Origin of the sequence: Trebonia sp. (genome assembly GCF_049794275.1) — a bacterium.
Lineage (GTDB): Bacteria > Actinomycetota > Actinomycetes > Streptosporangiales > Streptosporangiaceae > Trebonia.
In genome coordinates, this window is sequence record NZ_JBARCR010000179.1 from 1 (window position 1) to 8,244 (window position 8,244).

Genomic DNA, 8,244 nt, shown 5'->3' on the forward strand with positions numbered 1-8,244 from the left:
GGATCCAGGTCCGCGCGGCGGCCCGCGGCGACCAGCCTGGCCAGCCGGTCGGCCGGCAGGCCGTCGCCGACCAGCACCAGCGTCGCCCCTTCGGTCAGCGCGTCGTTCTGCAGCCCGGCGAGCAGCCCGGGCGGCAGCGGCTCCGCCAGGAAGGGGCCGCGATGGGTGTGCCGGTGCGGCACAGCCGCGAGCATCCGCCGCTCCAGCTCGCTGCGCCCGATGACCCTAGCGCCCGTGCCGACCCGCACCCGGGCCAGCAGCCGCAGCTGCGCTGGATCCGGCAGCAGGTCCACCATGGGCAGGTACCCGAGGGACCGGACGGCCAGCCGCAGCCCGAACAGCGCCGCGCCGCAGCTGATCAGCATCTCCCTGCCGATCGCATCGTCACGCGTCTTGCGCGCGGGGTCGGCCCACAGCTCGACCGCATCCGCGTCCACCCGGAACCGCCACGGCTGGCTGTTATGGATCGACGGCGCCCGGGCGGCCGTGGCGATCAGGTACCGGGCGTTGCCGGCGAGAAGCCGCGCTTGTTCCGCCGCGCCCTGGGTCACGCTGGGTTGCCGGTAGCTCATTCCCTGACGATCACGCGGCGCGTGAGACGGCGCCCAGGGTCCTTGGCCGCGCAGCGACGGGACGAAGGTCCCTGGCGGCTAGCTGGTGGGACCGAAGCGTTCGGTCTTGACCGCCGCGGGGTCATGGCCGGCGGCCACCAGCAGGTTGGCGGCGGCCTCCACGAAACCGGTCGGGCCGCAGACGAAGACGGCCGGCTTGCTGTCCGGCGGCCAGCCCGCCGCGGCGAGGATGTCCGCGTTGATGCGGCCGACGGGCATCCCCGCGGGCGCGGCACGGGTGTACAGGTAGGTGAGGGTGAGGGGTGAAACACGGGCCCGTTCTGACAACTCGGGACCGTAGAGGACGTCGGCGGGAGAGCGGACCGAATAGATCAGCCGGACGGGAACCTTGTCCTTGTCCGCGCGGATCATGGCCATCAGCGGGACCACGCCGCTGCCGCCGGCCACCAGCAGCACCGGTGCGGTCGAGGACGGGTTCCAGACGAACCAGCCGCCGATCGGGCCGCGCAGCTCCAGCTGGTCGCCGGGCTGGAGATCCCCGGTCAGGTACGGGGAGACCTCGCCGTCGGCGATGCGCTGCACGGTGAGCTTGAGGCGGGTCCCGTCAGCCGCGGAGGCGATCGAGTACGAGCGCTCCACGGAGTAACCGTCCTCGGCGGTCAGCTTCACGTCCACGTGCTGGCCGGCCAGGTGGCCGGGCCAGCCGGGCACGTCGAGCACGAGGGTGCGCGCGGTCGCGGTCTCGTCTTTGGTCGCGTCGACGGTGGCGACGCGCCAGATCAGTCGCCCTGGTACCGCTGCTCGCGCCACGGATCGCCGTAGTCGTGGTAGCCGAGGTCCTCCCAGAAGCCGTGCTTGTCGTGGAGCATCAAGGTCAGGCCGTTGACCCACTTCGCGGACTTCCAGAAATACAGGTGTGGCACCAGCATGCGGATCGGCCCGCCGTGCTCCGGGCGCAGCGGCTCGCCCTCGTACTCGTAGACCACCCACGCCTTACCGTCGCGGATGTCCGGCAGCGGCAGGTTCGTGGTGTAGCCGCCGGAGGAGTGGGCCATCACGTAGCCGGCGTTCGTCTGGACGCCGTCGAGCAGGGTGTCGAGCGAGACGCCGCGCCAGTGCGTGTTCAGCTTCGACCACTTGGTCACGCAGTGGATGTCCGTCGCGACGTCCACCTGCGGCAGGGCCATGAGCTGCTGCCAGTTCCAGCGGGCGGCCGTGTCACCGGTCTCCGTGGTGATCGTGAACTGCCAGGTGTCGGTGCTGATCCGGGGCGTCGGGCCGGCCGACAGCACCGGGAAGCCGCGCTCCAGGTACTGACCGGGGGGCAGCCGCACGTCGCCGCCCCTGCGGCCGTGGAAGCCGCGAGAGATAACGCTCACGGGTTCAGCTTAGCCCGCCAGTCCCGCGGCACCCGGCCGGCCGGGCCGGGGACGGGCTGGTCCATCGGGTGGTGCTGCGGCGGGGCGAGTTCCGGGCCGGACTCGTAGAAGTCCTCCTCCGGGTAGGACCAGAACCAGACCTCGCCAGGCTCGAAGCTGCGGATCACCGGGTGACCGGTGTTCTTCGCGTGGCTGGTTGCGTGCTGGGCCGGCGAGTTGTCGCAGCAGCCGATGTGGCCGCACTGCGTGCACCGCCGCAGGTGCAGCCACCAGCCTTGAACCGCTTCGCACTCGACGCAGCCGGTACCGCTCGGCGGCACGGACGGGTCGACGCCCTGTATCTCGGTCATCGGTTACGCCTCCTGCGGTTATTGTTGCGGCTGTTGCGCCTGTTCCGGCTGTTCCGGCTGTTCCGGCTGTTCTTGCTGGATGGGGAGCCGGACCTCGAAGCGGGTGTCGCCAGGCTGCGATTCGACCCGCAGGTCGCCGTGATGCTTGTTCACCACGATCCGCCAGGCGATGTCCAGGCCGAGCCCGGTGCCCTCACCGACCGGCTTGGTGGTGAAGAACGGCTCGAAGATCCGCTCCTTGATGTCGTCAGGGATGCCGGGGCCGTCGTCGCCCACTTCGACGAGGACGCTGCCGTCGTCCCGCGCCGTGCGGATGGTCAGCGTGCCTGTCCCGCGCATCGCCGACACCGCGTTGTCGATCAGGTTCGTCCAGACCTGGTTGAGCTCGGTGGCGAAGGCCGGGATCGGCGGCAGCGAGCGGTCGTAGTCCTTGACGATATGCACGCCCTTGCCGATCTTCGCGGCCATCATCAGCAGGGTGCTGTCCAGCAGGTCATGCACGTCCACGACCTGGAACGGCGCGCGGTCCAGCTGCGAGTACTGCTTGGCGGCGCCGACCAGGGTGGAGACCCGGGTCGTCGCGTCCTCGATCTCGTTCATCAGCAGTTCGGTCTCGACGGTGTAGTTCAGCCAGCGCAGCGCGGGTTCGAGCATCTGCGCGCCGACGCAGTCGCTCACCTGGTTCAGCCACTCCGTGTCGAGCCCGGCCTGCACGAACGTGGGCGCGAGCTGCCAGCCGTCGTGGATGCCGTGGTCCTCCAGCCAGTCGCTGAGCTCGTCTTCCGCGTCGGACGTCTCGAGCGGGCTGAGCTTGGGCGCCTTGGAGACTTTTTCCACGGCGCGCTGCTGCAGCTCGATGATCGACTCCAGGCTGGAGCGCTCGTACTTGCCTGCCGCGATCAGCCGCAGCTTGCCGCGCATCCCGGCGACCCGCTCGCGCAGGCTCGCCGTCGCCCGCACCGCCGCGGCGGCGGGGTTATTCAGCTCGTGGGTCAGGCCCGCGGTCAGCGAGCCGAGCGCGAGCAGCCGCTCCCGCTGGCCGACCGCCTCGCGGGTCCGCTGACCGCCGAAGAACAGCCCCTCGAGCAGGTGCACCGCCATCGGGAACCACTCGGTCATGATCTGCGCGAAGCACTGCGCGCCGAGGACGTAGAACGTGGACGGCTCGGTGACCCGCAGCGAGTTGGGGTAGACCTGCGGCACCCGGTCCCTGAGGTAGGCCTGGAAGGAGCCGGCGTAGACGCCCCGCTGGCTGGTCCTGCTGATCTCGACGTCGTCCCCGCCGACGTTCCTCGACAGCACCACGGTGCCCTCGATGAGGACGTACAGGCACTCGGCGGGGTCGCCCTCGCGGAACACCTGGCCAGGCTCGATGATCTCCACGTGGCCCTCGGCGCAGAGCCGTTGCAGCTGCTCGTCCGTGAGCTTCTCGAACAGGAACAGCGTGCGCAGTTCCGCCGGGTTGCACTGGGTGATCGTGACGCGGGGGGCGTCGGGGACGTCGGGGACGTCGGTGGCGGTCATTTTGGCTCCAGGTACCTGTGCACGAACATCACTGCCATGGCTCCCTCTCCCACGGCGGACGCGACCCGTTTGGCGGACTCGGCCCGCACGTCACCCACGGCGAAGACCCCGGGGACGTTTGTCTCCAGGTGGAACGGCTGGCGGTCCAGCGGCCATTCGGCGAGGTGATCCTCGGTCAGGTCCAGCCCGGCCAGGACGAACCCGCGCTCGTCGCGGGCCACCACGCCGTCGAGCCAGCTGGTCCTCGGCGCCGCTCCGATGAATATGAACAACTGACTGGCGTCGACTGTTTCCAGGCTCCCGCTGTTCAGGTCGCGCAGCTCGAGCCGCTCCAGGTGGCTGTCGCCGAGCACCTCGGCGACCTCGGTGCAGGTGCGGACGGTGATCTGGTCGATGCCGGCGATCTGCTGGATGAGGTAGTACGACATCGACTGCTCGAGCGAGCCCGCGCGCACCAGCAACGTCACCGACCTGGCGTACCTGGACAGGTACACGGCGGCCTGCCCGGCGGAGTTCGCGCCGCCGACCACGTACACGTCCTGGTCCTTGCAGCCCTCGGCCTCGGTGAGCGCCGCGCCGTAGAAGACGCCCGCGTTCTGCACCCGGTCGCAGCCTGGCGCGTTCAGCTGCCGGTAGGAGACGCCGGTGGCCAGGATGATCGCCTGCGCGTCGATCGCGGAACCGTCGTTGAGCCGCACCGTCCTGGCCGGGCCGTTGATCTCCAGCCCGGTCGCCTCGCGGGTCGTCAGCAGCTCGGCGCCGAACTTGACGGCCTGCCGCCGCGCCCGGTCGGTGAGCTGGCCGCCGGACACCCCTTCAGGGAAGCCGAGGTAGTTCTCGATCCGCGAGCTCTGCCCCGCCTGCCCGCCGGTCGCGAACTTCTCGACGAGCAGCGTGCGCAGCCCCTCGGAGGCGCCGTAGACCGCGGCACCGAGCCCGCCGGGGCCGCCGCCGATAACGACCAGGTCGTAGAAGTCGCGCTCCGGGGTGGTCGCCAGCCCCACCTTGGCGGCGACCTCGGCGCTGCTCGGCATGATCAGAGCCTCGCCGTCGACCGTGATCAGCACCGGCACGTGGTGGCCGTCCGTGCCGGCCGCCTCGAGCAGCCGCTGTCCTTCCGGCTCGTCGCTCGAGTACCAGTGGTAAGGCACCTGGTTGCGGGCCAGGAAGTCGCGCAGCTGCGACGACGGCGCCGACCAGCGGTGCCCGACCAGCTTGGCCTCCCTGACCGGCTTCCTTTCCTCCCGGCGCCAGGCGCCGAGGAGTTCGTCCACCGGCGGGTAGAGCTTCTCCTCCGGCGGGTCCCACGGCTTGAGCAGGTAGTAGTCGAGGTCGACGATGTTGATCGCGTCGATCGCCGCGTTGGTGTCCGCGTACGCGGTCAGCAGCACCCGCTTGGCGAACGGGTAGACGTCCATCGCCCGCTCGAGGAACTCAAGGCCGTTCATGCCCGGCATCCGGTAGTCCGCCAGGATGACCGCGACCTGGTCGCCGCGCAGCTTCATCTGCCGCATCGCGTCGAGGGCGTCCTGGCCCGACTCGGCGCGCACGATCCTGTTGTTCTCCCCGTACCGCCTGCGCAGGTCGCGCGCGACCGCGCGGGACACCTGCGGGTCGTCGTCCACGGTCACGATGACCGGACGTGTCTCCTGGCCTGGCTGGCTGGGGGCCTGGGCGGCCCCGTCCGCCGCGGTCGTCGGTTCCGTCACCATGCCCCCATCGTAAGCCGGGGTACTCCTAATATCCCCGGGGGCCGATGACGTTCCGCAGCGGTTCGCCAGCGGCGTAGCGGGCCAGCTGATCCCTGACGACCGCGTAGGCGCGGTCGCGCGCCCCGGTGATGGCGCCGCCCACGTGCGGGGTGAGCAGCAGGCCCGGCGCCTTCCACAGCGGGTGGCCCGGCGGCAGCGGCTCGGGGTCCGTGACGTCGAGCGCGGCCGTGATGCGCTGGGCGGTGAGCTCCTTCAGCAGCGCGTCGGTGTCCACGATCGGGCCGCGGGCCGCGTTCACCAGCAGCGCGCCGTCCTTCATGCTGCGCAGGAACTTCGCGTCGACGAGATGCCTGGTCTCGTCGGTGACCGGGACGAGTATGACGACAACGTCAGCCTGCTCGAGCGCCTCGTGCAGTTCCGTGATGGGCCGCACGCCTTCCCTGGGGTGCCGCGCGATCCGCTCGATCGTCACCTCCCAGCCGGCCAGCCGCCGCTCCACCGCGGCGCCGATCGAGCCGTAGCCGACGATCAGCACGCGCTTGCCCGCCACGGATTCGCTGACCGCGAAATCCCATTCGCCGGCTTCCTGCGCCCGGACGAAGCGGGGGAAGTTCCGCGTGCTGGCCACGATGGCGCCCACCGTCCACTCCGCGGTCGCCGCGTCGTGCGCGCCGCGCGCGTTGCAGAGGGTGATGCCCGCGGGGACGTGGCCGACGACCTGCTCGGCGCCGGCGGACAAGAGCTGGATGACCTTCAGCCTGGGCAGCTTGGTGATCGCATCCAGCAGGGCCGGCTTCGAGCCCATGGGCAGGACGATGAACTCGACCTCGTCCTTCGTGCCGGGCAGCTCACCGCCGGTCCATACGTCGGCTTCGATGCCGTCGGGCAGGGGTTGCAGCGATGCTACGGTCTCCGGTGGATCGGGCAGCCATACCCGCGTCACGTCGCCTCCGCCTGGTAGCTCGCTGGGCCCGTTGTTTTGCCGGCTGCCAGTCTAGAGGCCGAACTCGGCGCGCCTGCCGTCCGGTACCAGGTCCGCGTATTCGGGGTGCTTGCGGATCCAGGAGCGGATGTACGGGCAGGAGGGCAGCACGGCCAGGTTCCGCTTCCTGGCGTCGTCGAGGCTGTACCTGGCCAGGTGGGTGGCCAGCCCGGCGCCCTGGAACCGGGGATCGACCTCCGTGTGGATCAGGGTGATCTGCTGGCCGCGCAGGTGGTACCTGACGGAACCCGCGAGCTCGCCGCCGAGGTGCAGCTCATACCTGGACTCCGCGGGGTTATCGGTGACAACCGGGTCGGCGTCCGCCGCGTCCCCTGCGGCGTCCGCTACCGCCACGCGCCCGCGGGAACGGGCGCTCCGGCGCCGACCGGGAGCGGGTCCTGCACGGCGCTGATCACGACCACCGGGCACGGCGCGCGGCGCAGGCACGCGCGGATCACCGGGCCCGGCGACCATCCCGCGCCCGGCATGTCACCAGCGGTGCCGAGGACCAGCATGTCCGCCCCCGCGCAGCTCTCGAGCAGCACGCGCGCGGCGAGCCCGTCGGCTACCTCGGTGCGGACCAGCACGCCCGGCTCGAGCTCAGGGAGCACCGACTTCCACATCATGTCCGCGTCCACGTCGCCCGGGTAACCGTGGGCGGGCACCGCGTAGCTGGCCATGCTGTAGTACGGCGCCTCCCGGACATAGATCGCGTGCACTTCCGCGCGGCGCAGCGCTGCCTCACGGCAAGCCCAGCGGAGCGCCGCGGCGGATTCAGCCGAGCCGTCAACTCCGACAACAATGCGCCGCACCGCAGAAACCGACATGCCCGAACCCCTCCTGCCGATAGCCGCCTGACGCTGCCTGTCCGCCGTCTCCCCTCAGCGGTTCGTCAGGGGTTTCGTTCGTTTGTGTAGCCTCCCAAGGACCGATGGTAAACCGGGGACCGGGATAGTACGAGACCCCCCCAGGAGATTTTCGCAGGTAATCACCAGTCAATCGAGCGCCATGTAACGGTTCCATGCACATTGCGTTAAATGAGATTTCAGTTTCTGAACGGGCCCGTGGCGCCTCCCGGCCGCCATGGTTCGCCCGCAGCTAGCCCACGGTGACCGTGACGTGGCTGCCGTGGTGGCCCTTGCGGACGTGCACCTGGGCGGGGATGCGCTGGCGGAGTTCGGCGACGTGGCTGACGATGCCCACGATCCGGCCGCCGGCCCGCAGGCCGTCGAGGACGTTCATCACCTCGTCGAGAGTGTCCTCGTCCAGGGTGCCGAAGCCCTCGTCCACGAACAGCGCCTCCATCGGGGTGCCTGCCGCCTCGGCGGTCACCACGTCGGCGAGGCCGAGCGCGAGCGCGAGGCTGGCGAGGAACGTCTCGCCGCCGGACAGCGTGCTCGTGTCGCGGTCGACGCCGGTCCACGCGTCGCAGGCCAGCAGCCCGAGCCCCGCCTTGCCGCCGCCGCGGCGGGTGTCGGTGTGCACGAGGGTGAAACGGCCCGCGGTCATGGTCCGCAGGCGCTCGCTCGCCGCCTTGGCGACCTCCTCGAGGCGTGCGGCGAGGACGAAGCTGGACAGGGTCATGCGGTACTGGTTGGCGCCGAGGCCGGCGGCGAGGTCGGCCAGCTGGCGCGCTTCCTCGGCGCGCTTGCGCAGTGGCTCCAGGGCGGCGATCGCGTCCTCGAGCTGCGGCCTCAGCGCGGCGAGCTGCGCGGCGGTGTGGGT

The 8,244-nt window shown here is 70.6% G+C and carries 9 protein-coding genes and 1 pseudogene; all 10 read right to left on the bottom strand.

From position 1 onward, the window contains the following. Window positions 1-572, bottom strand: a pseudogene (locus WA805_RS05080) (hypothetical protein); the annotation flags it as partial. 78 nt (window positions 573-650) lie between these two features. After that, window positions 651-1,382 carry a ferredoxin reductase gene (locus WA805_RS05085; RefSeq protein WP_422282281.1) on the bottom strand — a complete coding sequence of 244 codons (732 nt, stop codon included), beginning with the start codon at window positions 1,380-1,382 and terminating at the stop codon, window positions 651-653. Then, window positions 1,352-1,951, bottom strand: a complete 600-nt coding sequence (locus tag WA805_RS05090) for a molybdopterin-dependent oxidoreductase (protein ID WP_422290216.1) — start codon at window positions 1,949-1,951, stop codon at window positions 1,352-1,354. The genes WA805_RS05085 and WA805_RS05090 overlap by 31 nt, the downstream gene beginning before the upstream one ends. Further along, on the bottom strand, window positions 1,948-2,301 hold the full coding sequence (locus WA805_RS05095) for a UBP-type zinc finger domain-containing protein (RefSeq protein WP_422337858.1): 354 nt from the start codon (window positions 2,299-2,301) through the stop codon (window positions 1,948-1,950). The genes WA805_RS05090 and WA805_RS05095 overlap by 4 nt, the downstream gene beginning before the upstream one ends. Window positions 2,302-2,319: 18 nt before the next feature. Further along, a complete protein-coding gene (locus WA805_RS05100) occupies window positions 2,320-3,825 on the bottom strand; it encodes an ATP-binding protein (RefSeq protein ID WP_425241771.1) in 1,506 nt (501 codons plus the stop codon). After that, window positions 3,822-5,537, bottom strand: coding sequence for an FAD-dependent oxidoreductase (locus WA805_RS05105; RefSeq protein WP_422290219.1), 1,716 nt, complete (start codon window positions 5,535-5,537; stop codon window positions 3,822-3,824). The genes WA805_RS05100 and WA805_RS05105 overlap by 4 nt, the downstream gene beginning before the upstream one ends. 25 nt (window positions 5,538-5,562) lie before the next feature. Beyond that, the gene (locus WA805_RS05110; RefSeq protein WP_422282271.1) at window positions 5,563-6,480 is read right to left on the bottom strand and encodes a 2-hydroxyacid dehydrogenase; all 918 of its coding nucleotides are present in this window, start codon (window positions 6,478-6,480) and stop codon (window positions 5,563-5,565) included. A 51-nt stretch (window positions 6,481-6,531) separates the two neighbouring features. Next, a complete protein-coding gene (locus WA805_RS05115; RefSeq protein ID WP_422290221.1) occupies window positions 6,532-6,873 on the bottom strand; it encodes a GNAT family N-acetyltransferase in 342 nt (113 codons plus the stop codon). Then, window positions 6,864-7,346 carry a universal stress protein gene (locus WA805_RS05120; RefSeq protein ID WP_422337860.1) on the bottom strand — a complete coding sequence of 161 codons (483 nt, stop codon included), beginning with the start codon at window positions 7,344-7,346 and terminating at the stop codon, window positions 6,864-6,866. The genes WA805_RS05115 and WA805_RS05120 overlap by 10 nt, the downstream gene beginning before the upstream one ends. 271 nt (window positions 7,347-7,617) lie before the next feature. Then, window positions 7,618-8,244: SbcC/MukB-like Walker B domain-containing protein (locus WA805_RS05125; RefSeq protein WP_425241772.1), on the bottom strand; the 627-nt coding region annotated here is incomplete at its 5' end.

Excerpts from the sequence above, each read along its gene's own strand:
- WA805_RS05120 (WP_422337860.1), bottom strand. The coding sequence starts at position 7,346 with ATGTCGGTTTCTGCGGTGCGGCGCATTGTTGTCGGAGTTGACGGCTCG.
- WA805_RS05095 (WP_422337858.1), bottom strand. The coding sequence starts at position 2,301 with ATGACCGAGATACAGGGCGTCGACCCGTCCGTGCCGCCGAGCGGTACC.
- WA805_RS05100 (WP_425241771.1), bottom strand. The coding sequence starts at position 3,825 with ATGACCGCCACCGACGTCCCCGACGTCCCCGACGCCCCCCGCGTCACG.
- WA805_RS05105 (WP_422290219.1), bottom strand. The coding sequence starts at position 5,537 with ATGGTGACGGAACCGACGACCGCGGCGGACGGGGCCGCCCAGGCCCCC.